Below are 20160 nucleotides of genomic sequence, written 5' to 3'. Positions count from 1 at the left end.
ACCGGCACGCGATCATGGGCTTTCGGCACGCACCTGACGACGCAACACCGCATCCATCAGCAGGTTCGCCGTGACGACGATGGCGGCGGCCATCAGCGTCGCCGTCAGACGGTCCTCGAGCAGCATCGCACCGACGGGCGCATTGGCGCTCATCGCCACCAGGATGATCGGCGTGGAGAAGATGCAATAGAGGCCGTAGTTTCCCGTCCTCAGCAACGGTGCCGCCGTACCGAATACGCAGACGACGATGGCCGTGGCGAGGTGGCCCGGCCCCCACGCCAGGAGCGCGCCGGTGAGCGCCACACCCAGAAAAGTACCGATCGCGCGTTGCGTGATGTGCACGAGCAGGCGTTCGAGCGCACGCGGCGTGAGCAGCACGATGCTGAGCACGATCCAGGCGAAGTGATGTTTCGGCCAGAGGTTCCGGATCAGGCAGGCGGCCGCGAGACCACCGACGAGGCGGATCGGATACTGCCACCCCTGCAGGCTGCGCAGCGCGCGCCCGAGATGCGCGCGACGCTGGCGGTGCGTCGGTTCCCGCCCCGACGGAACGCTTTTCTCCGCCAGCGGACGCTCCCGTCGCATGACTACACGCAACAGCAGGCGCCATATCGCGCCCACGCCGAACATCAGCGCGGCACCCCGGCCGTGCGCACCATGGCCACCGACCAGGCCCATGTTCAGTACGAGCAGGACGATGAAACGAATGCCCGCCACCGCCGCCGGACGGCTGTAATTGACCAAGGTGGAGGCCGGCACGATGAGCGCGATCATGAGCACGTCGGCGAATGGCAGCTGCGCCACGAGGCTTGCCACGGTGACGGAAAGAACCACGGGCAACCAGGTCAGCCACACCGACGATGGCTCCGACGCGCTACCGTGCGACTCCCCTGCCATCAACATCGCTCCCAGGCCCACCAGGTAGCCCAGCGCCGGCTTGTCCGCCCACTGGCCCGTCACGATCGGAACGGTCATGGCAACGAAGGCCAACAGCACACGACGCCATCCCAGGGCGACGTCGTCGGACCAGCGAAAGACTTCCGCGATATGCGCGCGATGCACCACGGACAGGGATTTGATGGGCGACATCGGATGGATCCCCTGGTGGATCGGCGCCGGATTACCTTCGGGCGACAAGACCGTAGTGGAATGGACAGGCAGGGCCCAAATCCACGTCCCCGACCGAGCTGAAACCCACCTCCTCCAGCCATCGGCGACAATCGCCGGGTGACGGGCGAATGGACAGCGACGGGCCGCGCGGCGTGGGCATGTCGACGCGCCAGTGCATGACCGAAATGGTGGCACCCGGGCGCAGCCCTTCCCGGACAATGCGCAACAAAGCGACCGGTTCTTCCAGGTGCAGCAGGTTGTAGACCATCGCATGCGACTGGCTACCGGGCACGAGACCCAGGCCGTCGGTGACAATGTCACGCAGCGTGGCATGCACGTTCGACAGCCCGAGGGCGGATGCCCTGGCCTGCGTATGGGCGACCATCTCCGGCTCGATATCCAGGGCATTCACCCGCCCGGTGGTGCGCTTCGCCGCGGCGACGGTGAACGTGCCATAGCCGCTGCCCAGTTCGACCACGTCGCCGGATGCATCCGGCCAGAGGAGCGCCATGGCGGCATCCGCGTCGAAGAATTCCGCCCAGGCATCTTCCCCGGGCATGCCGCTCTCACGACCTTTCACGTGTCATTCCTCGCTCGTCGATCCGCGCCGATGTCGATCAGTGCCGCCAGTACGCTCCTGGCGTGCCTGACCTTTTGTGTGCCTACCCGTTCGGCCAGCTCATGATCGATGACGTCCCGCGCCGTTGCCTGCACGGACGCCGCGGCGCTTCCCCGCTCGGTCAAGGTCACGGTGAGGCGACGCCGATCCTCCGGATCCACCTCACGCGCGAGATAGCCCCGCGACACCAGCGTATCGACCAGCTGACCCGCCGCCTGCTTGGTCACCTGCAACTCGCGGATGATCTGCGCCAGCGGCACCTGCCCCAGCGCCAACGCGCCGATGACGTACAGGCCATTCTTGGGAATATCGTCGTAACCGCCTCGCTCCAGTGCTTCGCGCATGGCTGCGCCATACGTGTTGCGCGCGTGGCGCAGGAGCGCCGGGATGGAGATGTCGTCGGGAACGGAGGCTTTACGGGTCATGCTCGAAGATTATGATCCATAAATCATACTGTCAAGTTTATTTACTATATTAACACTAGGTCGCCCCGGGGTTTTGTATCCCTCTGTGTATGCATCACCATCGATACACGGCGATGCAAAACCCACCCCTGCTCGACAAGGTGCGCTTGCACGACGTTCCCAGACTGTGAACACCCAAGGCGACACGCACACAGCGCGTCGCGGCCATTCACAGGAGAGAACGCCCATGTCGTACGCACAGATCACCGCCTCGCGTCGCCCCTTCGTCGCCCGTACGCTCGCCCTGGCCCTCGCCATGGCGGTGCTGGGCCCGACTGGCTATGCCCCGTTTGCCCATGCCGCCGATACGGCACCCGAGGCAACCAGCACCACCACCCGCAACGACGAAAGCATCCGTCCCTTCCACGTGCATGTGCCGCAAGAACAACTGGACGACCTGCGTCGCCGCATCGCCGACACGCGCTGGCCCGACAAGGAGACGGTGAACGACCAGTCCCAGGGGATCCAGCTCGCCCGCGTGCAGGAGCTGGTGCGCTACTGGGGTACCGACTACGACTGGCGCAAGGCCGAGGCGCAGCTCAACGCGCTGCCGCAGTTCGTCACGAACATCGATGGCGTGGACATCCAGTTCATCCATGTCCGCTCCAAGCACAAGAACGCCATGCCTCTGATCCTCACGCATGGCTGGCCCGGCTCGCCGTTCGAGTTCATCAATACGATCGGCCCGCTGACCGACCCCACCGCCTACGGTGGCCGCGCGGAAGACGCCTTTGACGTGATCATTCCGGCGATTCCTGGCTACGGTTTCTCCGGCAAGCCCACGGGCCTTGGCTGGGGGCCGGAGCGCACCGCGAAGGCCTGGGATACCCTCATGAAGCGCCTGGGTTACAAGCATTACGTCTCGCAGGGCGGCGACCATGGCTCGGTGATTTCCGATGCCCTCGCCCGCCAGGCGCCCAAGGGTCTACTCGCCATCCACCTGAACATGCCGGCCACGATTCCTGCCGAGCTAGTGAAGCCGATCAACGCTGGCGACCCGGCACCCGCCAACCTGGGAACGTCGGAGCGCGAGGCCTACCAGTCGCTGAGCACGTTCTTCGGTCGCAACGCCGCCTATGGCGCGATGATGGTGACACGCCCGCAGACCATCGGTTACTCGCTATCGGACTCGCCGGCAGGCCTGGCTGCATGGATGTACGAGAAATTCGCGCAGTGGAGCGACAGTGACGGCGTGCCGGAACGCGTACTCACCCGCGACGAGATGCTCAATGACATCACGTTGTACTGGCTGACCAATACCGGTGCGTCGTCGTGACGCTTCTACTGGGAAAACAACAATAACAACTTCAGCGCCGACGCCCAGAAAACCCACGACATCAAGGTGCCCGTCGCCATCACGGTCTTCCCGCACGAGATCTACAAGGCGCCGAAGAGCTGGAGCCAGCAGGCCTATCCCTCGCTTTACTACTACAACCAGGTGAGCAAGGGCGGCCATTTCGCCGCCTGGGAGCAGCCGCAATTGTTCGCCGAGGAGGTCCGCGCCGCGTTCCGCTCGGTGCGCTGAGCACGCGGAGATGCCAACCGCCGCCGGAGCGATCCGGCGGCGTTTCGCGTCACCAGGTATGGCTGGTGATCCACCAGCGTCCCTGAAGCTTCACCACCTGGGTCATCGACGTCGCCGGGCCATGGCCCTCCGGTCCTTTCGCCGGGCTGACGCCCTCGTCGCCCATGTGATTGACCACCGCCAGCGTCGCCTTCTCGCCCTTGCGCTGCATGACCACCACGTTGAGGGCCACGGCCCGTTCGTACCAGGAAGTCTGCGCATGCAGCTCGCTGAAAATCCGAACGAGTTCGTCAAGCGAGATCGACTGGATACGGGGCACACCGTCAGCACCTTCGTCGGTGAACTCGATCAACGCATCTGGCACGAAGAGCGAGCGCAGGCGCTTGTCGTCCCAATGGCCTTTCGGCCCGCTCACCGCGTCATGCATGGCCCTGACGATCGCCTCGGGGGACGATACGTCCTCCGGGCGAGCCGGCGGCACGCGCTTGAGCAGGTCCGCCTCGCTGTAGTTCATGAGGTACGCCTTCGGCTCGAAGGTCGGCTGGGCGTCCGCCGCGGTCACGGCATGGGAAAAAGCCAGAGCCAGGCCAAGGCCCAGCGTGATTGATCGAAGCATGTGTTTCCCCGGAATGAATGGCGTGTCGCCGGACAGCCATTCTTCCGGGCTACCCGTGACGCTTCTTGCCGGAATGACGCGAGGGGGCGCGGGATACGTCCCATAGGCATAAAAGCATCGTAAACATCGCCATGGGAGGCCCATGCCGCCGCCGGAGCATCCCGGCGGCGGCATGTCATTCCCGTCGCGTCAGGCGAAACGCGCCCGGCGGGTCCGGTACAGCCAGGTCCAGCGCCCCAGCATGGCGGCGAGGCCGATGTTGACGATCGCTTCGCCAGGCCAGATGTCGCCATAGGCGAACCCACCCACGTCGAACAGGTCCGCGATCATGCCCAGCGAATTCACGCTGGCCCCGCATGCGATCAGGGCGCAATAGATGCGCACGATCCGTGGCATCGCCTTCTCGGTAAGAAGCCACATGCCGGACAACATCATCGCCACGCTACAGCACAGGTTGATCACCATCAGGCTCATTTGTCGTCTCCCCCCGCGATGCGATCGATGACACGGTTGGCAATCGACTCCCCACGGTTGTCGATCAGTCGCTGTGCAATGACTGCGAGCTTGAGGCCGAAGCAACCCACGAGGAACGACACCCCGGCCTGCACCTCCGCAGGCGAGTCGGGCATGAACCGCTTCTCCAAGGCCGGAGCGAGGAAGATCGCGGTCAGCGCGCCGCAGATGACCTGGATGATCGCGCGCCGCCGCGATTCCTCCTGGCTCAACGCGACGGGAAGGACGGCTCCGCCCACCGCTGCCAGCAGCAACCAGAAGCGCGTCAACAGTGCGCTATCCATGGGCATGCCCTCACGGACGGGGAGACGCGCTGAGCGTCCCCCGCCATGTGGTCGACTTGGTCGGAATCGCCGCATCCAGTCCACCCTTGGCGTTTTCCTTGATCGTGAACGAAGACCCATAGATGCGATCGCAGAAGGAGCCGCCGTTCACCGACGGCCTGAAGATGTAGCGATAACCGTCGGCCTGCTTCGCCACGAAGGAGGCATCGATTCGACAAGCGGCGGGCATGTCGAAGTTCACCTTGACGCGGTCGCGTTGAAACTCGAGGACGGCCGGAACACTCCGTCCTTGCTCGTTCGAGAATACGCCCCGCCATGATCCGGTCGGCGGTGTATCTGCCGCCTGCACGGCAGCCAGCGGACACAGGGCGACAGAGAGGAAAAGGGGGATCAGGTAATGCCGAACTTTCATGACGTGTCTCCTTCAGGGGTTGATGAAATACTGCTGCATGGCGCCTGCCGCGATGACGGCGACCAGCGCCGCCACAAGCAGGTAGAACGGCCACCGACGCGGTCGCGACGATGGGTGATTCGACCCCGGATCGCCCTGGAGAGCGAGCCCCCATTCCGGGGGTACCCAAAGCCGACGGATACGCTTCATGCGGGGGTGCCTCCGAGCGGAGGAAGGTCCAGCGTGCGGCCATCCAGTTCGAGTACGGGCATCCAATCGTCGGCAGCCCGGTAAGTGATCCGCAAGCGATGCGCGGGACGCCTGGAAAACCAGGGAAAACGGGGCTTGTCCATATCCAGGAACAGGGCCGGCCGCGACTCACCGCGGACACGGCGTTGCCTGAAACGCACATCGAACTCCACGGACAGGGAGGTGACGCGTGGACTCCGGGGATCGCGGAACGACCGCAGCGATAGGACAACGGGTGTCAGCGGTGCGTCATTCGCCGGTGTTTCGGGGATCTCCACTTGCAAGGTTTTCGATTCGTCGCCGCGCAGAAGACTTTCGCGACGATCGCGTACGGCCTCGTCGGCGGCCATCACCGCCATGCGCAGGCCGAACATCAGCGTATCCAGCGAGCAGGTCGTCATAGTCATGGCCTCAGCTGTCCTGCAACCATCCCGGTTTGCGGGGGAATCCGATGTGGTAGCAAAGCCACTGCAGCACGACCTGGTGTTCGCCGATCTGCAGGATCGTGAAACTCTTTTCCATGCCGATGATGGTGCCCCTTGGCGAATCGGTAAGGCAGCGATTCAACAACGCGCGAGCCTCTTCGATCTGCGCCTCGGAGCGCATCTGGTTGGGATTGTCGGTACCGACCACCACGCGTTTGACGAACTTCACATCGGTCAGGTCGAACATGGTTCACTCCGGTGAATCCGCGACGCCCATCCGGGCGTCGCGGGGTGGTACGAGTTGCTCAGGCGGGCTGCTTGTCCTGCTCGGCCACCGCCACCGGCGCACCGATACGACGCGGGGCACAGGCGGTCTGCAGGATGTCCATGACGCGGGCGAGACCTTCCGGCATGCCCTTGTCCTCGGCATGCACCGCGACGTGGTACTTGGCCGAGTTGTCGGACGTTCGGGTGTTCTCCTTGTGGGTGGCCACCGAGCCGGCCACGTGAACCTTGGCCGAGAAGATGCCCCAACCGATCGACATATCAGCGGAGAATTCACCCTTCTTGTCTTCCGACTCCGTCTGGCTGAAGGACGACTTCACTTCCATGTCGAAGGTGATGTCGACATTGGTGATGCTCAGGTTGGGCACCTTCACGATCGCCAGCAGCGGCACCTCGAGTTCGACCTCTTCCTCGGCGATGCCCTTGCCCGAGGGATCGTCCACGGGTCGCTTGAACTTGAACTGCGCGGTACGGGTCGCCCCCATGCCGTTCGGATCGTTGCCCGTCGGCGGAAGGAAACCGATGAGCTTGATGAAGTCGGCGGTCGCTTGCGCCAGTTTGACCTGGGCTTCGCATGCGGCGTTAAGCGGGGCGCCAATAAGGTCGCCCATCGGCAGACCCTTGAACTGGCTGGACATATTGACGAGTTCGTCAGGCATTTCATTACTCCTTCATGGCATTGCATGGCGTGGCGCGCGGGATGCCCGCCACGGTTTCGCCGGACGGCATGGCTCACTCGTCCGGCTGGAACGTCTTGAAGACCCCCTGGGTCTGCGCGAGATGGTTCATCAACCGGGCCGCGCCATCCGTGGGCTCGCTACCCTCCACGCGCAGCACGACGTGGACCGCGCCGGCCTGCCGGCCCTTGGCTCCCACGGCGGTATCGACGCGCACGTGCGGCCGTGATGCTTTCGGCCGTACCGTCCAGTCGCGTGGTGCGATGCCAGGATCGTCATCCGGTGGCGGGGGCGGCGCATCCTCGACCAGCACGCCGAGGTCGGCGTCAAAACGGATCTCCACGTCCTTGATGCGCAGGACGTTGGTCGATACGAGCGGAAGGATCGGTGCCCTGTAAAGGTCTTCGTCGCCCTCGGCTGCGCCCGGCTGCATCGACGGCATGCGGATCACGACGCTCTTCGGACGATTGTCCTCGTCGAAGAAATCGCTCAAGTGCGCCATCTGGTGCTGCTCGATGCGATCCTGCGCATCGACCACCGCGCCCGCGATCGCTTCGATCAGTTCGTTGAGGGAGGTCTGCGTGGCCATGGATCAGCGACTCCCACCGGCCGGGGCCGCGAGGTCGGGGAACGACGCCACGCGATTCAGCCAGCCCTTCAGGAACTTGCCCAGCGACGGGCGTCGCTCAGCGAGCGCCGTGTAATAGTCGATACGCCCCTGCTTGAAGCGCGCATACACCGCGTACGCATCGGCCTTGCCGAGCGCCGTCATCGTGCCCGCGCCCATCACGCCATCGATGGCGATCTGTGACGATGCCCCCAGATCGTTGAGCACGCGTTGCAGCAGTCGGGTGGCCTGGGCACCAGCGTTGACGTAGAAATCGAAGACGATGTTCGCCAGCGGCTGGAGCGCGATCTGGTCGCCCCGCACGGCGTCCCAGTACAAGGCCTTGTAGATGGTGCCGGCCTGCTCGTCGGTCAGGGCGCGAAGGGTCGCCAGCGAAGGGGCAATGCCCAGCAGCGACTGCGCGCAACGATTGAACGTCGCAAGGGTCACGCCCTTGTTGGTGGCGCCGCCCGGATCGGCGGGATCATTGACGAAGCCACCTTCGTGCTTGAGCAAGGTCGGGAAGAAGCTCTTGAAATCGGCCATGGGTTTCTCCGGTGTCGACAGCGGAAGCGTCGGTGGCGGCGACTATCCGCATCGAAGGAACCTCCCGACATCGGGAAAAACCTGATTTCCACTCATGGCTCGACGAAACCCCGAAATCAGGGATTTGCCGATAGGCCTGACCACGGCGCGTCGAAACACTGGCTTGCCGGCATGTGCCGGCGCCATTGAGACATGCCATGTCCGACAACCTGATCGATGTCTACCTCGGCTTCATGGACGAGGAGATCAACACCGTACTGAACGGCCTTCTCGCCGCCGAACTGAAGAAAGCGCCCGCACAACGCCGTCCTGTGTTGCTCGTGGAGCGCGGTACGGTCGATTCCCGCGGCCCCGTGCTGGAATGGCCCTTGACTCGCTACGCGGCCCAGCAGATCCGCGTAGTGGAGGCCAGCGCGGCGGCGGCCAACCGACCTGGCGAAGACGCATCACCCGAGGGCGTGCTCGCTCGCGCCATCTCCGTGTTCCTGGTCAGCGACGAAGCAGGTGACGCCTCGTTGCGCGGCAAGAGCATCGACGTGATCCGCATGTTCGACGTACACGTCATGCAGTCGCTCCAGAACAACGCGGCCCGCCTGAAAGTGCCATTGGGCGGCGCGGGCCCCGTCCTGTCCGTCGTACGCTTCCAGTACGACACCACGGGATCGAAGGAAGCGCCCGTCATCGTCATCCGTGCGCCCGAGATGGGCCTGCAGCCCAGCCTCATGTCGCCGTACATTGAGTTCCTGCTGAAGATGGTCTCGGCGGCGTCGAGCCAGTGGGCGCACGCGGCTGGGCAGAACGTCGAATGGCCGGTGCGCATCAGCTGCTTCGGTGCCCAGGGCGGCGCTTCCACATCGCGACCACCCGGTTCGTTGTCGCCGATCTGCGCCAGCCTTTACGTGGGCCATCTCTATGGCGCCCAGGTGACGCCGTCCGTCGCCATCTGCTCGCAAGGCGGCGTCTATCATTTCGCCGCCAAGGTAGGATCGAAAGCACCGGCGATGCCAGTCGACGGACTCGCCGAGTGGTTCAACACCTGGCGCGACGACCTCGTCGTGGATCGCCTCGATGTCGATATCCGCTACAAGCGCGACGAAGAAGCCTGGGTGAAGGCGGGCCTCACCCTCAAGGATGTCATCGGGCGCCTGGTGACGAGCTACACCACCACGACGTCCAAGCCAGAGGTCAGCGGTACATCCCCGTGGTTCATCGGTGAAGAACAGAAGCGCGCCTTCTCGGCGGTGGGCGTCACCGGTTGCAACATGGAAGACTACTGGGTGCTGCGCTCCATGCGTGCCATGGCGCTCGAACGCGCCAACCGCGATCCGAAGAGTCGCTCGATGATGCCGGTGCTGACGCGCGGCTTCCTGACCCGCGTGAACGCCGATCCGCTGAGCATCGATCCTGCGGTGATCGAGGCGTTCCAGGGCGACCTGCGCACGAAGACGCTCACCGACAGCCAATACGGCGACCTGATCATCTGGGGGCTGCACGGCCTGCCATTGCCGGGTGACGGCATCGGCATGCCAGACTTCGCGGCATGGCGGTTCGCATCGAATCCGGTATTCCAAACCAAGGGGACGTTCGCGCGGCATTTGTACGGATTCCTGGTGGAGGGTGGCGCCGAGCCTGTCGTACCCGATCCGTTCTTCATTGAAATCGCCACCGACCTGCTCAAGGATTGCGCCCGTCTTCCGCAGAGCGTGGCCGACGTGTTCGTCACCGCCCCCTCCGCCGATGCCCTGGGCCGCATCGGTAAGGCCGCGCAGGCGGTGCTGGATACATGGAAGGCCGTCGGTCCGGCCAATGACCCAAGACTGGGACGAGCCATCGCGGACTTCATCGGTGTCTTCACCCGCGACGGTAATTTCGCCGACACCGGTAGCCGGGTGAAGGTATGGCTGCGTCCACGCAAATGGCTCGGCGTGACGGCGAATAGCGTGCAGGACGCCGTCAACCAGCGTTTCGGCGACGCGGCCGTGGATCGTGCCTTTTACAAGGCCTCCAACCTCGTCGCGCTACGGCAGAACACACCCTCGGCCATTCGCAAGTAACCTCTCCGCCGCGGCCGCCATCGGACGGCCGCGGCCTCTCCCTCACGAATCCAGGATGGTGATTCCTTCACGCAATGCGTAACGCGTGAGCTGGGCAAGACCCTGTATGCCCAGCTTCGCCATGATGTGTTCGCGATGCGTACCCACCGTCTTGATGCTCACGTGCAGGCGTTCGGCGATGTCCTTGGTGGAATGACCTTCCGCGTAGAGCTGCGTGATCTCCCTTTCCCGCGCGCTCAGCGTCGCCTCTGGCTCCAGTTCCACATGCCGGTGTCGCTGGTCCAGCGAGACAAGATGTTCCAGTTCGGGGCTCACCACGTAACGTGCCTGCAGCACGGCGTCCACCGCGGATACGAAGACGTCGAAATCCGTTCGCTTGAGCAGATAGCCGTGCGCCCCCGCATCGAACGCCGCACGAATCCAGCGCGAATCCTCGTATGACGACAGGCATAGCATGCGTGTCTCCGGGCAGCGCGGAGCGATCCGTCGGGCCGCCTCCAGACCGCTCAGGCCACGCATCGCACAATCGAAGACGATGAGGTCGGGCTGACCACGCAAGGCCTGGCGCACGAGCTCGCGCCCATCACCTGTACTACCGACGATATCGAAGCGCGGATCGATCGCGAGCAGCGCAGCAAGACCATCGCGCAGCAAAGCCTCTTCGTCTGCCAGCAGGAGCGTGACGCGCTTCATGCGTCCCTCCCGCATCGCTTGATACGCGACGACACCCGTAGGTGCCGGAAGGCAAGGAGCATCCGGACATGCATGAGCGGTTCCTTTGAAAGAGGTGACCTGACGTTGCCTTCCGTCATGCGTCGCCGTCCTTCCGGAAACCTTACGGTCGTCGATACCGGCCTTTCATGCCGCTTGGGAGGTGGTCCGGCCACGCGCCGATGCCCTCGATGCGTTTTGCGGCCATGGGCTCACTCTGTCTCCGACGATGCGCGCTCGCAGGGTTTGACGTTCTCGCCATCATCCGTGCCGATGGCGTCCGCCGGACCCGCGAGCAGGGTCTTGAGCTGTCCAGCCCAAGGATCATCCGACGGGTCGTCGAGCTTGATGCCTCGGCGTATCAATGCACGGGCCAACACGGCATCGCTTCGCTGGATGGCACCGATCAGCGGTCGCTCCTGCCTTGCCACGCCAAGACGCAACAACGCGTCCAGCAAGGGCTCCAGGTTGCCTCGCCAACGCGATGGCGGCGACGCGTTGATCCAGTTCTCCAGTTCCACCCAGACGTAGTTATCGGCTGGGACGGGGCGATCGGCATGTGCGGCCAGCCAAGCCAACGCATCGGTCGCTCCCGCCCGGGTCGCGGCTTCGACAGCCTGTGACAGCGCATCATGAGGTTCGACGTCGTCGGCTCCGGGCGGTGCCAGCGTCGCACCATGCGCCAGCATCAGGTCCATGATGTCGGGCTGGTTGCCGAAGGCGGCTCCGTAAAGTGCCGCCTGCTTTTCCTCAGCCCCCCACAACGGCAGCAGTCGCTCGACAATCGCGCGATCGCCCAGCGTGCCCGCCCAACCGGCCAGCGATGCGTCGTTGCGATAGGTCACGCCATCGCGGCACATCGTGGCCGACTGTTCCCGGTAGAACCCTTCGTTCTCGTAGGTAACGGGGGTGAGGTCCTTGACCAGGACATCGAGGCTGCGTGAGGCATGGTTGGCCATCGCGTCGAAGATCAGCCTCCATCGCGGACAATAGCCATTGCAGACCGCGTATTCCCGCGCCACGGTGGCGTCGTCGTCCTTCGCCAAGGCCGCTTCGATGAGCCGGATCCGCTCGACGGAACGCTCGGCCCAGGCCGCATCCTGCGCGACCTGGCGACGATGACGCCATTCGCCGAGCAACTCGGACCCGACCGCCAGCATCAGGACGACCAGTCCGGCGACCTGCAACCAGTAAAGCCAGACCTGACCGATCGGACGGCGCCAGGGCCGGTCGATCACGGTGTAGGCAATCAGCAGGACCAGGCCGACCGGCATGGTGAACACGCCCACCTGGAGCACGGCGACCGCGCCGTACAAGGCGTTGTACCCGCCGCCCTGTCCCTTGATGGCGAACAACAAGACCAGCGGCACCAGGATACACAAGGTGCCCAGCCAGAACAGAAGACCGGCGAACCAGGACGTGCGTGGCGGACGAGCATCGATGTCGTGGTCGGTCATGGCACTCCCTTGCGTGATCGGAAGGGCGCCATTCTATCTTTACGCGCGAAACGAACGCCCGGGACGTGCCCGGGCGTTCGTTCAAGGCCGCCGGATCAGTTCGACTGGGAGAACTGGATGGCCGGAGTGCTGCCGCCCGATGCCGAGCAGCTGTGCAGGCTGAGGTTGTTTTCCTCACCCGTCGTGCCGGCGTTGTTCGGGCCGACACAGGTCGGGGCATTGGTCGTTCCGTCGTTGACCGCCAGCTTCACCGTCACCGACGAGCCACTGTTGAACGAAGCGACCGGGTCATTGGAGCCGTTGCCGAAGATGTTGAACTCCGACTGCTTCCAGACCGAACCGATGGACAGCGTGGTACCGGGCTGGCTCACCGAGTGGGCCACGCCATTGACCGTGAAGGTCACCGTATCGTTGCCGTTGGCGGAGGCCGAGCCGGCGAGCTTGATGCTGCCGATGCTGGTGATCGGCACATAGTCCACGCTCACCAGCTGGCTGTTGCGGTAGCAGGCCAGCTGCGCCGAATAGGCGTTCCAGCCCGACGGGCAGCCCGTGCGACGATACGCCGACGCGTCGGACACGTAGAACCAGTTCTGGATGAAAGCGCCCGGCGAGCCCGTGCCCGGATCGGTGGAGTAGATGAACTGCTCCCACACCTGACAGGTGGAGTAGCCATAACGCTGGCAGGCCGAGGTGGTGCTGCCGAAATTGGTGTTGATCTGCAGCGAATAGTCTTCCGAGCCAGAGCGAACGCCCGTCACGGTCGGGAAGCTACCCGTGGCCGAACGGGTCACCTGTCCCGTCTTCGCGGCATAGTCGTAACCGTTGCCAACGTTGAACACGCTGCTCTCGGTGCGTGCGGTGGCCGTGCTGCGCGCGCCCACGGGCGCGAGGTGATCGGCGGGCTGCACCGAGCGGAACGACGGCACCGGGCCGCAACGCTCCGCCTGCCAGCTCGCGCTGGGATAGACCGCGCGGAAGCAACCATCGGACGGCGGTGCCTGGCGGTTGACGTTGTCGTGCCAGGTCTGCACGGCCTGCGCGCGGGCCTCCTGGGCGATGTCCTGCGCGGCAAGCGCGGAGGTGAGCGGCGCGGCGGCGAGAAGCGCCGTCAGGACTGCGAAACGAACCGGATGACACGCATGGAACCCCTTCATCGAACGCATGGTCTTTCTCCCTAAAGCATTGGCTACGATGGTTGTCGCCGCCGCATCGGTCGTCGTCGCGATGACGGATCGCCGTGCGGGGCACGTTCCCCCTTCCCGCTAGAACGTGTCCCGCCGATCCTCCCCCCTCCCACAAATGTGATGGAGTCCGCACTCTGAGCCGCGTTGCACGCCGCGCGGCACGCTTCGCAAGAATTTGCCGACATATCGGTGCGTAGCCCGTACGCCTATGATCGTCGCTCCCGCCAAGGAAGCCAGGTACGTGCGCCCACTCGTGTTCGTCGCATCGCTCGTGCTGTCCACCCTCACCCTTGGCGCGGAGATCGCTCCGCCCTCGCCCGCCGATCCGGGCCCATGGCCAGTCGGGTTCCGCCTCGTGGAACAGGTCGATGCGTCGCGAAGCGACACCGGGTCGGACCAGGGGCGACCGGTGCAGACCCTCGTTTGGTATCCCGCCGCACGGGCCGGTCAACCGATGCGTTACGAGGATTACCTCGAACTGGGGTCTGCGGAAAACGATTTCTCCCGCACGCCAGCGGAACGAAGGCGGCGCACCGATGCGGCGCTCGGCATCTACACCGTCCTGGGTACATCTCCGGATGCGATCGCGTCGTGGCGTGCCGCACCGGTGCGCGCGTCGCGCGATGCCACGTCCGCCGACGGACGATTCCCTGTGGTGATCTACGCCGCCAGCGACAGTTCGCCGGCCTATGAGAACGACTGGCTATGCGAGTACCTCGCGAGTCATGGCTACGTGGTGCTGGCCAGCCCGTCGCATGGTGCGGACGGTGGCTACATGACCGACGGACGCCTGCCCCAGGACCTGGCGAACACGCGGGCACAGGCCGCCGATATCGGCTTCCTGATCGGATTCGCGCGGTCGATGCCGTTCGCCGATACCACCCATCTCGCGGTCGTGGGCTACAGCTGGGGCGGCCTGTCGGCCACGTTCGCCGCCATGGCGGACAAACGGATACGCGCCATCGTGGCCTGGGACGGATCGATGCGCTACTTCTCCAAACTCATGCACGCCGCGCCGGATATCGCGCCGGAAGCGTTCACCACGCCGATGCTCTTCATCGCGGACCGCGAGGACCCGATCCCTCCGGCCAGGGATGCTTGGCCGCATAGCTTCATCACCCGGATGCCGCATGCCGACCTGATCCTGGTCGGCATGAAGCGACTGTTTCACCCGGATCTTGCCGCACAAAGCCTACGTCTCGGCAGCATGGCGAAGCATGACGATACGACGCTCGACCAGCGACTGGCCAGCTACGCGTGGATGGAGCGCTACACACTGGCCTTTCTCGATGAGCGCCTGAAGTCAGACGCGTCCGCGCAGACATTCCTGGATGCCACGCCAGAGGAAAATCACGTTCCGCCAGGCACCCTCACCTCCATACGACGTCGAGCCACGTCGTCGCTCGGAACCATCGCGGACATGGCTCCTCATCTCTTTGCCGAACGCGCCGATCCACAAACAGTCCATGACGACTACGTACGGAAGCACCCTGGATTCCAAATCGCAGGAGACACCTATTCGTCGTGGCTCTCGTCGCTACTCGCCGATGGCGACATCAGCCAGGCGGCAACCGTTGCCGCCTTATGGACAACGCGGCTTCCGCAAAGCGGCGAAGCCTGGACGATGCGTGCCGCCATCGAAGATACCCAAGGCCAGAGGGATAACGCCATTCGCGACTATCGCCATGCGTTACAGCTGGATCCGAACAATCCGATAGGAAAACGTCGGCTTCAAACGTTGACCTCGACGCCCCCTTGAGAGACGCGCCGAGTCAGCGCATGGGAAAGCTCAACGACTCGCGCCGTCCACCTTCTGGATCGTCAGGGCCTCGAGATCGATCGATGGTACGCAGCGTAAATTGACTGCCGTCACCTTCGAGCCGTCGGGCATCGTCCCAAGACCGAACGGCTGGCAACCACATTCGTCGCAGAACTGGTGCTCGATGACGTGCTTGTTGAACAAGTACGTCTTCAGGTGTTCCTCACCAGAGGACACCGAGAAGACATCCCTCGGCACGAAGGACCACAGAAAACCCTTGCGTCGGCAATGCGTGCAATTGCAGCTCATGCCTTGTGCCGGAACATCCGACGCCACCTTGAACGTCACCTTCCCACAGTGACAACTTCCTTCGTACGACATACCGCCCTCCTTCCTCCACGGATCGAGGAAACGATGCTACGGGCGGAATGCCGCCCCTACAACTGCCAGGTTTAGGGCGTTCCCGTCGCCGGACCAGTGAAATCCACCTGCATGTCCTCGACAGGAAGCTCGTCGACGCGCTCGCTGCGCGCCTGACCATCCCGCAATACGAAGCGATCAATGGCGTAAGGCAGGCCTTCGCCGGCGAAAAAGCTGGGTGTATCGCTCAACTGGAAGTGAAGATGCGGCTCACGGGCATCGCCGGATGCGCCGATGGCACCGATCATCTGGCCCCGCGCCACACGGTCACCCTTCTTCACCTGCACGCTGCCCGGCTTGAGGTGGGCGTACTCCGCGTAGTTTCCCCCGCCGATATCCAGGATCACGAAGTTACCCGCGACGTTCCCCAGCGTGACGGGCAATGCCGTCTTGAAACCCGCTGGCGTGCGAGGAACATTGTTCGGCTGGCCATCATGCGCGCTGACGACCACGCCGTCCGCGACGGCCAGCACGTCCTTGCCGTAAGCGTGATAGGCGTTCACGTCGAGCGCGTCCCCCGTGAACGACGATCCCTTCTCGATGATTTTCCAGTCGATGGCGTAGCGGCGGGAAATGGAGGCTACACCTCCGACGGCAAACCATCCGAGCCGATGATGGGACGCATTGCCGGGGCCGCCTGCCGCCGTCCATGGTCCACCCTTGACCGGTGGTCCAAGCACACGCAAGGGCGCCTGGTCGATCGTGACGTCAGGACCAGTCAGTGTCGCGTCGGATAGCGCAATGCGATGCGTCAACCGCGCAGGCAATCGGCTATCGGGAAGGAATGCAAGGCAGAGGTAGGCGACCGTCGAGCGCCCCTCGTCCAATATGCCGGCCTTTGCAGGATCGCCTTCCTTGCCGATCGGATGAAGGAGCTTGCCCAGTGTATCGCCCGAAAATACGGCTAGCGGCATCGCGGGTCGATCCGGATCGATCACGCTGAAACGGCGCATGTCCATCGCCTTGTCGGAAAGATTACGCAATTGGACTTCGTAGACCAGATAGTGTCGTCCGCCGCTGCTGAAATAGGCCGGAGCGACGGGCGTGCGCATTTCCAGTTGCGGCGGCAACCCGGCACCGGCTTCCGTGGACACGCCGGCACCACCGGCATTCTGCCCCGCCACGACGCATCCCGGCGCGGGCTCTCCAACGACCTCCTTTGAGGCGGCGTGCGACATGACGGGGGACAGCGCCATCGACAGTGCGATGGCGACGGATATGGAACGACATGACGACATGGCATTGGCTCCCTGCGCGGACGATCGTGCACGGGAATGCTAGGGCGCTACGTATCTCCCATCATGGGCCAGTCGGCACGATAGGTCGTTCGTCATGAACCGTCCCGGGATAACGCAGTGCATCCCGGACGAGAGCGAACGCGGGCGAATGCAGACGGCGATCCGGATAGTAAAGGTGATACCCCGCAAAGGCTGGGCACCAGTCCGCGAGGACGCGGTGCAGGCGTCCCATCGCGATATCGTCGTCGACCATGTCCTCGGGTACGTAGGCCAGGCCAAAACCTTTCAAGGCCGCCTTGCGCATCTGCGCACTGCGATTGAAGACGAGGCGCGTCTTCACCTGCACGTCGAGGGCACGGCCGTCGCGTTCGAACTCCCACGCATAAAGGCCGCCCAGCGTATCGAGTCTCAGTCCAATGCAGTCGTGCGCGGAGAGATCGCGTGGCGATGTCGGTGCCGGATGCGTGGCGACATAGCCGGGCGATCCGACGACCGCCATGCGCATCGTCGGACCGATGGGCATCGCCACCATGTCGCGCTCGACACGCTCGCCCAGGCGCACGCCCGCGTCGAAGCGTTCGGCGACGATATCCGTCAGTCGATAGCTGACGTCGAATTCCAGCCGGATATCGGGGTACTCACGCATGAACGGTTCCAGGCGCGGCCAGAGGATGGACTCCAGTGCGTGCTCGTCACTGGTCATGCGCACCGTGCCGGCGGGTCGTTCGCGCAGCGCGGCAAGCGCCTGCAATTCGTCCTCGATCTCGTCCAGGCGACCGCCGATGGAGAGCAGCAGGCGCTCGCCCGCCTCCGTGGGCGCCACGCTTCGCGTCGTGCGCATCAGCAGGCGTACGCCGAGCTGGGCTTCCAGGCCCCGTAGCGTATGGCTCAAAGCCGATTGGGACACCCCCAGCGCGGCCGCCGCGCGGGTGAAGCTGCCGGCCCGCGCCACGGCGACGAAGGCGGCCAGGTCGTTGAGGTTGCGGCGCATGGGACGGCCCGCCATTCATGAGGATTTCTCATAAACCTAATCGCACTACCCTGGCTTATCAAGCCAATCGACCCGACGCACCATGGCGGCCTCCTCCTTCCGATGGATATTCGCCATGCATATCGTCCGCAACGGCTCGCAGGCCTCGATCAGCGGCCCGGCCGACTGGTTCACCGGTACCGTACGCATCGACCCCATGATCAACCTGCCCGAACCCGCGCGGATCGGTTGCGCCAGCGTCACCTTCGAGCCGGGCGCCCGCAGCGCGTGGCATACCCATCCGCTGGGCCAGATCCTCGTCGTCACCGCCGGTTGCGGCTGGACGCAATGCGACGGCTGCCCGATCGAGACGATTCGCGCGGGCGACGTGATCTGGTGTCCGCCGGGCCATCGCCACTGGCACGGCGCGACATCGACCACCTCGCTTACCCACATCGCGATCCAGGAATACCTCGACGGCAAGGCGGTGACGTGGATGGAGCACGTGACCGACGCGCAATACCTCGCCGGCCAGGGCTGACCGATCACGCCTCGTCCATGCGGTAACGGCGACCATGCGGGATGCCGATACACTCGACACCCATGAACGTCCGCCACCACAGCACCGGATTCGCCCCTCGCCTGTTCGCCGAACAGGCCTTGAGCCGCAGCGCGGGCGCGCCCCTCATCGAGGGCAACACGGTCGATCTGCTGATCGATGCGCAGGCCCACTACGACGCCTGGCTGGAGGCCATCGCCAACGCCAGGCGCTATGTCCTGCTAGAGAACTACATCATCCGCGACGACCGCATCGGCCGTCGCTTCCTGGCAGCGCTGGTCGAGCGCGCGAGGGCGGGCGTCTTCGTCGCCGTTATTGCGGACTGGGTCGGCTGCCTCGGTCAGTCGCGCGGATCGTTCTGGAACGAGCTTCGCGCTGCCGGCGGCGAAGTACGCGTCTACAATCCGCCCCGTCTTGGCAGTGCCTTTGGCTGGGTGAGCCGCGATCACCGCAAGGTGCTCTCGGTGGACGGCGAGCGCGGATTCCTCTCCGGCGTGTGCGTCAGCGAGAAATGGCTGGGCGACCCCGAACACGGCGTGCCGCCCTGGCGCGATACCGGCGTGGCCCTGCACGGCCCGGCCGTCGCCGAGATCGAGCATGCCTTCGCGGATAGTTGGCGGGAAACCGGCATGCCGCTCCCGGAACATCTGCTTGCACCAGTGTCGCCGGCGGCAGGCGATGTGTCGTTGCGCGTCATCGCCACGCAGCCGAGCACAGCGGGCATGTATCGCCTGGACCAGATAGTCGCCGCCATGGCACGACGCACGCTATGGCTCACCGACGCCTATTTCGTGGGTGTCGCTCCTTACGTGCAGGCCTTGTCCGCTGCGGCCCGCGACGGCGTGGACGTACGTCTGCTCGTGCCCGGTACCAGCGATATCCCCATGGTCGCCGGCATGTCGCGCTCGGGCTATCGCCCCCTGCTGAAGGCCGGCATCCGCGTGTTCGAATGGAACGGCTCGATGCTGCACGCCAAGACGGCGGTCGCCGATGGCCTCTGGGCACGCGTGGGTTCGTCGAACCTCAATATCGCGAGCTGGCTGAGCAATCGCGAGATCGATGTCGCCATCGAGGACAAGGGTGTGGCCGCGCGACTGGAAGCCCAGTACGAAGCCGACCTGGAAAACGCCACCGAAATCCTGTTGCGCCCGCGCAGCCGTCGCAACGGCAATGAACGCATGCGCAGTCGCACGCCACGTCCGCCACGCCCGAAACACGGCGGTGGCAGTTCCAGTCGCGCGGCGGCCGGTGCGCTGCGCATCGCCAACACCGTGGGTGCGGCGATTACGCAGCACCGAGTGCTGGGCGATACGGAAAGCGGCCCGTTGCTGGCGGGTGCCGCGCTGGCGGCGGTGCTGACGATCGTCGCGGTGTGGTGGCCCGCCGTGATCGCGTGGCCCCTGGCGCTCATCGGCGCATGGTTCGCCGTGAACCTCGGCGCGAGCTGGTGGAACATGCGGCGGCGACGCAAGGATCGCGCGCCGCAGGATTGATGGC

At 64.6% G+C, this 20160-nt stretch carries 25 protein-coding genes; 6 read left to right on the top strand and 19 right to left on the bottom strand.

Annotation, left to right across the window (positions count from 1 at the left end):
• Positions 1 to 12 precede the first annotated feature (12 nt).
• The 3 genes from GAK28_RS02575 to GAK28_RS02565 are packed head-to-tail and all read right to left on the bottom strand — an operon-like array spanning position 13 to position 2154.
• The gene (locus GAK28_RS02575) at positions 13 to 1089 is read right to left on the bottom strand and encodes an FUSC family protein (RefSeq protein WP_291774682.1); all 1077 of its coding nucleotides are present in this window, start codon (positions 1087 to 1089) and stop codon (positions 13 to 15) included.
• Between the two features lie 31 nt (positions 1090 to 1120).
• Positions 1121 to 1690: a class I SAM-dependent methyltransferase gene (locus GAK28_RS02570; protein ID WP_291774680.1), complete on the bottom strand. Its 570-nt coding sequence runs from the start codon at positions 1688 to 1690 to the stop codon at positions 1121 to 1123.
• The gene (locus GAK28_RS02565) at positions 1687 to 2154 is read right to left on the bottom strand and encodes a MarR family transcriptional regulator (RefSeq protein ID WP_291774678.1); all 468 of its coding nucleotides are present in this window, start codon (positions 2152 to 2154) and stop codon (positions 1687 to 1689) included. The genes GAK28_RS02570 and GAK28_RS02565 overlap by 4 nt, the downstream gene beginning before the upstream one ends.
• A gap of 226 nt (positions 2155 to 2380) precedes the next feature.
• Here GAK28_RS02565 and GAK28_RS02560 point away from each other — a divergent pair, with 226 nt between their 5' ends.
• Both GAK28_RS02560 and GAK28_RS02555 read left to right on the top strand, forming a co-directional pair.
• Positions 2381 to 3469, top strand: coding sequence for an epoxide hydrolase (locus tag GAK28_RS02560; RefSeq protein ID WP_291774675.1), 1089 nt, complete (start codon positions 2381 to 2383; stop codon positions 3467 to 3469).
• A gap of 66 nt (positions 3470 to 3535) precedes the next feature.
• Positions 3536 to 3718, top strand: a complete 183-nt coding sequence (locus GAK28_RS02555) for a hypothetical protein (protein ID WP_291774672.1) — start codon at positions 3536 to 3538, stop codon at positions 3716 to 3718.
• 49 nt (positions 3719 to 3767) lie between these two features.
• On the opposite strand, the gene GAK28_RS02550 is transcribed toward GAK28_RS02555, so the two are convergent.
• The 10 genes from GAK28_RS02550 to GAK28_RS02505 all read right to left on the bottom strand — a co-directional run bounded on the left by GAK28_RS02550 (position 3768) and on the right by GAK28_RS02505 (position 8311).
• A complete protein-coding gene (locus GAK28_RS02550) occupies positions 3768 to 4334 on the bottom strand; it encodes a hypothetical protein (RefSeq protein ID WP_291774671.1) in 567 nt (188 codons plus the stop codon).
• Positions 4335 to 4523: 189 nt separating this feature from the next.
• Complete coding sequence (locus GAK28_RS02545; RefSeq protein WP_291774668.1) at positions 4524 to 4808, bottom strand: hypothetical protein; 285 nt, start codon at positions 4806 to 4808, stop codon at positions 4524 to 4526.
• Positions 4805 to 5131 (bottom strand): hypothetical protein, encoded by a 327-nt coding sequence (locus GAK28_RS02540; protein ID WP_291774665.1) that lies wholly within the window; start codon positions 5129 to 5131, stop codon positions 4805 to 4807. Before GAK28_RS02540 ends, GAK28_RS02545 begins: the two co-directional genes overlap by 4 nt.
• A gap of 10 nt (positions 5132 to 5141) precedes the next feature.
• Entirely contained in the window at positions 5142 to 5543 is a 402-nt protein-coding gene (locus GAK28_RS02535) for a hypothetical protein (protein WP_291774662.1), read from the bottom strand.
• A 12-nt stretch (positions 5544 to 5555) separates the two neighbouring features.
• Positions 5556 to 5732, bottom strand: a complete 177-nt coding sequence (locus GAK28_RS02530) for a hypothetical protein (protein WP_291774659.1) — start codon at positions 5730 to 5732, stop codon at positions 5556 to 5558.
• Positions 5729 to 6178: a hypothetical protein gene (locus GAK28_RS02525; RefSeq protein ID WP_291774655.1), complete on the bottom strand. Its 450-nt coding sequence runs from the start codon at positions 6176 to 6178 to the stop codon at positions 5729 to 5731. The genes GAK28_RS02530 and GAK28_RS02525 overlap by 4 nt, the downstream gene beginning before the upstream one ends.
• 4 nt (positions 6179 to 6182) lie before the next feature.
• Positions 6183 to 6443 carry a hypothetical protein gene (locus GAK28_RS02520; protein WP_291774652.1) on the bottom strand — a complete coding sequence of 87 codons (261 nt, stop codon included), beginning with the start codon at positions 6441 to 6443 and terminating at the stop codon, positions 6183 to 6185.
• A gap of 58 nt (positions 6444 to 6501) precedes the next feature.
• Positions 6502 to 7140, bottom strand: a complete 639-nt coding sequence (locus GAK28_RS02515; RefSeq protein ID WP_291774649.1) for a DUF2589 domain-containing protein — start codon at positions 7138 to 7140, stop codon at positions 6502 to 6504.
• A 73-nt stretch (positions 7141 to 7213) separates the two neighbouring features.
• Positions 7214 to 7747 (bottom strand): DUF2589 domain-containing protein, encoded by a 534-nt coding sequence (locus tag GAK28_RS02510; RefSeq protein ID WP_291774646.1) that lies wholly within the window; start codon positions 7745 to 7747, stop codon positions 7214 to 7216.
• A gap of 3 nt (positions 7748 to 7750) precedes the next feature.
• A complete protein-coding gene (locus GAK28_RS02505) occupies positions 7751 to 8311 on the bottom strand; it encodes a glycosyl hydrolase 108 family protein (RefSeq protein ID WP_291774643.1) in 561 nt (186 codons plus the stop codon).
• A gap of 197 nt (positions 8312 to 8508) precedes the next feature.
• Here GAK28_RS02505 and GAK28_RS02500 point away from each other — a divergent pair, with 197 nt between their 5' ends.
• Positions 8509 to 10365: a hypothetical protein gene (locus tag GAK28_RS02500; protein WP_291774639.1), complete on the top strand. Its 1857-nt coding sequence runs from the start codon at positions 8509 to 8511 to the stop codon at positions 10363 to 10365.
• 42 nt (positions 10366 to 10407) lie between these two features.
• Here the strand turns inward: GAK28_RS02500 and GAK28_RS02495 are convergent, their stop codons facing one another.
• The 3 genes from GAK28_RS02495 to GAK28_RS02485 form a co-directional block, all read right to left on the bottom strand.
• Positions 10408 to 11058, bottom strand: a complete 651-nt coding sequence (locus GAK28_RS02495; protein WP_291774636.1) for a response regulator transcription factor — start codon at positions 11056 to 11058, stop codon at positions 10408 to 10410.
• Between the two features lie 230 nt (positions 11059 to 11288).
• Entirely contained in the window at positions 11289 to 12533 is a 1245-nt protein-coding gene (locus GAK28_RS02490; protein WP_291774633.1) for a hypothetical protein, read from the bottom strand.
• 95 nt (positions 12534 to 12628) lie between these two features.
• Positions 12629 to 13696: a hypothetical protein gene (locus GAK28_RS02485; RefSeq protein WP_291774630.1), complete on the bottom strand. Its 1068-nt coding sequence runs from the start codon at positions 13694 to 13696 to the stop codon at positions 12629 to 12631.
• Between the two features lie 262 nt (positions 13697 to 13958).
• Between GAK28_RS02485 and GAK28_RS02480 the strand changes: the two genes are divergently transcribed.
• Positions 13959 to 15476: a dienelactone hydrolase family protein gene (locus GAK28_RS02480; protein WP_291774627.1), complete on the top strand. Its 1518-nt coding sequence runs from the start codon at positions 13959 to 13961 to the stop codon at positions 15474 to 15476.
• 30 nt (positions 15477 to 15506) lie between these two features.
• Here the strand turns inward: GAK28_RS02480 and GAK28_RS02475 are convergent, their stop codons facing one another.
• The 3 genes from GAK28_RS02475 to GAK28_RS02465 all read right to left on the bottom strand — a co-directional run bounded on the left by GAK28_RS02475 (position 15507) and on the right by GAK28_RS02465 (position 18140).
• Positions 15507 to 15857 carry a GFA family protein gene (locus tag GAK28_RS02475; protein ID WP_291774624.1) on the bottom strand — a complete coding sequence of 117 codons (351 nt, stop codon included), beginning with the start codon at positions 15855 to 15857 and terminating at the stop codon, positions 15507 to 15509.
• Positions 15858 to 15928: 71 nt separating this feature from the next.
• A complete protein-coding gene (locus GAK28_RS02470; protein ID WP_291774621.1) occupies positions 15929 to 17134 on the bottom strand; it encodes a M23 family metallopeptidase in 1206 nt (401 codons plus the stop codon).
• Positions 17135 to 17195: 61 nt separating this feature from the next.
• Positions 17196 to 18140, bottom strand: coding sequence for a LysR family transcriptional regulator (locus GAK28_RS02465; protein WP_291774618.1), 945 nt, complete (start codon positions 18138 to 18140; stop codon positions 17196 to 17198).
• 100 nt (positions 18141 to 18240) lie between these two features.
• On the opposite strand from GAK28_RS02465, the gene GAK28_RS02460 reads away from it, so the two are divergent.
• Entirely contained in the window at positions 18241 to 18645 is a 405-nt protein-coding gene (locus GAK28_RS02460) for a cupin domain-containing protein (RefSeq protein ID WP_291774613.1), read from the top strand.
• A gap of 62 nt (positions 18646 to 18707) precedes the next feature.
• On the top strand, positions 18708 to 20156 hold the full coding sequence (locus GAK28_RS02455) for a phospholipase D-like domain-containing protein (RefSeq protein WP_291774610.1): 1449 nt from the start codon (positions 18708 to 18710) through the stop codon (positions 20154 to 20156).
• Positions 20157 to 20160 lie beyond the last annotated feature (4 nt).

This window comes from Luteibacter sp. (assembly GCF_009912395.1).
GTDB lineage: Bacteria > Pseudomonadota > Gammaproteobacteria > Xanthomonadales > Rhodanobacteraceae > Luteibacter.
The sequence above is the reverse complement of the archived record's forward strand: the minus strand, read 5'-3'. Positions and strand labels throughout refer to the sequence as shown.

Coding starts and splice junctions, on each gene's coding strand:
- GAK28_RS02465 (WP_291774618.1), bottom strand. CDS start 18,140: ATGGCGGGCCGTCCCATGCGCCGCAACCTCAACGACCTGGCCGCCTTC.
- GAK28_RS02510 (WP_291774646.1), bottom strand. CDS start 7,747: ATGGCCACGCAGACCTCCCTCAACGAACTGATCGAAGCGATCGCGGGC.
- GAK28_RS02515 (WP_291774649.1), bottom strand. CDS start 7,140: ATGCCTGACGAACTCGTCAATATGTCCAGCCAGTTCAAGGGTCTGCCG.
- GAK28_RS02540 (WP_291774665.1), bottom strand. CDS start 5,131: ATGGATAGCGCACTGTTGACGCGCTTCTGGTTGCTGCTGGCAGCGGTG.
- GAK28_RS02535 (WP_291774662.1), bottom strand. CDS start 5,543: ATGAAAGTTCGGCATTACCTGATCCCCCTTTTCCTCTCTGTCGCCCTG.
- GAK28_RS02560 (WP_291774675.1), top strand. CDS start 2,381: ATGTCGTACGCACAGATCACCGCCTCGCGTCGCCCCTTCGTCGCCCGT.
- GAK28_RS02460 (WP_291774613.1), top strand. CDS start 18,241: ATGCATATCGTCCGCAACGGCTCGCAGGCCTCGATCAGCGGCCCGGCC.
- GAK28_RS02530 (WP_291774659.1), bottom strand. CDS start 5,732: ATGAAGCGTATCCGTCGGCTTTGGGTACCCCCGGAATGGGGGCTCGCT.
- GAK28_RS02525 (WP_291774655.1), bottom strand. CDS start 6,178: ATGACTATGACGACCTGCTCGCTGGATACGCTGATGTTCGGCCTGCGC.
- GAK28_RS02545 (WP_291774668.1), bottom strand. CDS start 4,808: ATGAGCCTGATGGTGATCAACCTGTGCTGTAGCGTGGCGATGATGTTG.
- GAK28_RS02505 (WP_291774643.1), bottom strand. CDS start 8,311: ATGGCCGATTTCAAGAGCTTCTTCCCGACCTTGCTCAAGCACGAAGGT.
- GAK28_RS02575 (WP_291774682.1), bottom strand. CDS start 1,089: ATGTCGCCCATCAAATCCCTGTCCGTGGTGCATCGCGCGCATATCGCG.
- GAK28_RS02455 (WP_291774610.1), top strand. CDS start 18,708: ATGAACGTCCGCCACCACAGCACCGGATTCGCCCCTCGCCTGTTCGCC.
- GAK28_RS02550 (WP_291774671.1), bottom strand. CDS start 4,334: ATGCTTCGATCAATCACGCTGGGCCTTGGCCTGGCTCTGGCTTTTTCC.
- GAK28_RS02485 (WP_291774630.1), bottom strand. CDS start 13,696: ATGCGTTCGATGAAGGGGTTCCATGCGTGTCATCCGGTTCGTTTCGCA.
- GAK28_RS02475 (WP_291774624.1), bottom strand. CDS start 15,857: ATGTCGTACGAAGGAAGTTGTCACTGTGGGAAGGTGACGTTCAAGGTG.
- GAK28_RS02490 (WP_291774633.1), bottom strand. CDS start 12,533: ATGACCGACCACGACATCGATGCTCGTCCGCCACGCACGTCCTGGTTC.
- GAK28_RS02520 (WP_291774652.1), bottom strand. CDS start 6,443: ATGTTCGACCTGACCGATGTGAAGTTCGTCAAACGCGTGGTGGTCGGT.
- GAK28_RS02495 (WP_291774636.1), bottom strand. CDS start 11,058: ATGAAGCGCGTCACGCTCCTGCTGGCAGACGAAGAGGCTTTGCTGCGC.
- GAK28_RS02500 (WP_291774639.1), top strand. CDS start 8,509: ATGTCCGACAACCTGATCGATGTCTACCTCGGCTTCATGGACGAGGAG.
- GAK28_RS02565 (WP_291774678.1), bottom strand. CDS start 2,154: ATGACCCGTAAAGCCTCCGTTCCCGACGACATCTCCATCCCGGCGCTC.
- GAK28_RS02470 (WP_291774621.1), bottom strand. CDS start 17,134: ATGTCGTCATGTCGTTCCATATCCGTCGCCATCGCACTGTCGATGGCG.